General features: G+C 65.0%; 1 protein-coding gene. It reads left to right on the top strand.

Annotated elements, in window-relative coordinates; genetic code table 11:
- Positions 1-115: 115 nt before the first annotated feature.
- Positions 116-1027 (top strand): transposase (locus NG697_RS20990; protein ID WP_252615103.1); only part of this gene is annotated, 912 nt, incomplete at its 3' end.

Below are 1027 nucleotides of genomic sequence, written 5' to 3'. Positions count from 1 at the left end.
GGCTCTCCTGACTCTTCCGTGGGCGTTTTGAGCGCGCCTTAACGGACGCACGCCGCTTTCCGTCTATAGGTTTCTGACTGTCTAAGGAAAGAAACTTTTAGAACGGGAAAACGGCGTGCAAGATGCAAGACTATGGCGAACGCTGCTCGGTGTCGAGAAAACGGTTGTGGAGTCCATTGATTTGGAGGATGACGGCGGGTTCCTGATCGCCTCGGTCCGACCGACAGGCTCGATGCGCAACCGGTGCGGGATCTGCCAGCGCCGAAGCCCGAAATACGACCAGGGAGAAGGTCTGCGCCGCTGGCGCTCCCTGGACCTGGGCACGGTCCAGGTATGGCTTCAGGCCGCGGCCCCCAGAATCCGGTGCAGGAAGCACGGGGTCACCGTCGCGGCAGTTCCCTGGGCCAGGCACCAGGCCGGCCACACCCATGATTTCGATGCGCAGGTGGCCTGGCTGGCCACCAAGTCCTCCAAGACGGCGGTCACCGAGCTGATGCGCATCGCCTGGCGTACCGTCGGGGCGATTATCACCCGTGTCTGGGCAGATACGGAGAAGGAATTCGACCGGTTCGCGGACCTGAAACGGATCGGCATCGACGAGATCTCCTACAAGCGCGGACACAAGTACCTGACCGTCGTCGTGGACCACGATTCCGGTCGGCTGCTCTGGGCCGCACCGGGCCGCGATAAGGCGACCCTGCGCACATTCTTTGACGCCCTCGGCGAGGAACGCTCGGCAGCCATCACCCACGTCAGCGCGGACGCGGCCCCCTGGATCGCCGCGGTGGTCGCCGAACGCTGCCCGGACGCCGTGCAGTGCGCTGATTCATTTCACATCATCAAGTGGGCTACCGAGGCCCTCGACGAAGTCCGCCGGACGGCGTGGAACGACGCCCGCAAAGCAGCCCGGGCCAACGAGCCAGGAAGAGAGCGGGGACGGCCGCCGGCCGGGTCCCCGGCACGCCCCGACAGCGCCTTGGCCGCCGGGGTGAAGAACTCCCGGTACGCGCTGTGGAAAAACCCGGAA

Source organism: Pseudarthrobacter raffinosi, from assembly GCF_023913835.1.
GTDB lineage: Bacteria > Actinomycetota > Actinomycetes > Actinomycetales > Micrococcaceae > Arthrobacter > Arthrobacter raffinosi.
The sequence above is the reverse complement of the archived record's forward strand: the minus strand, read 5'-3'. Positions and strand labels throughout refer to the sequence as shown.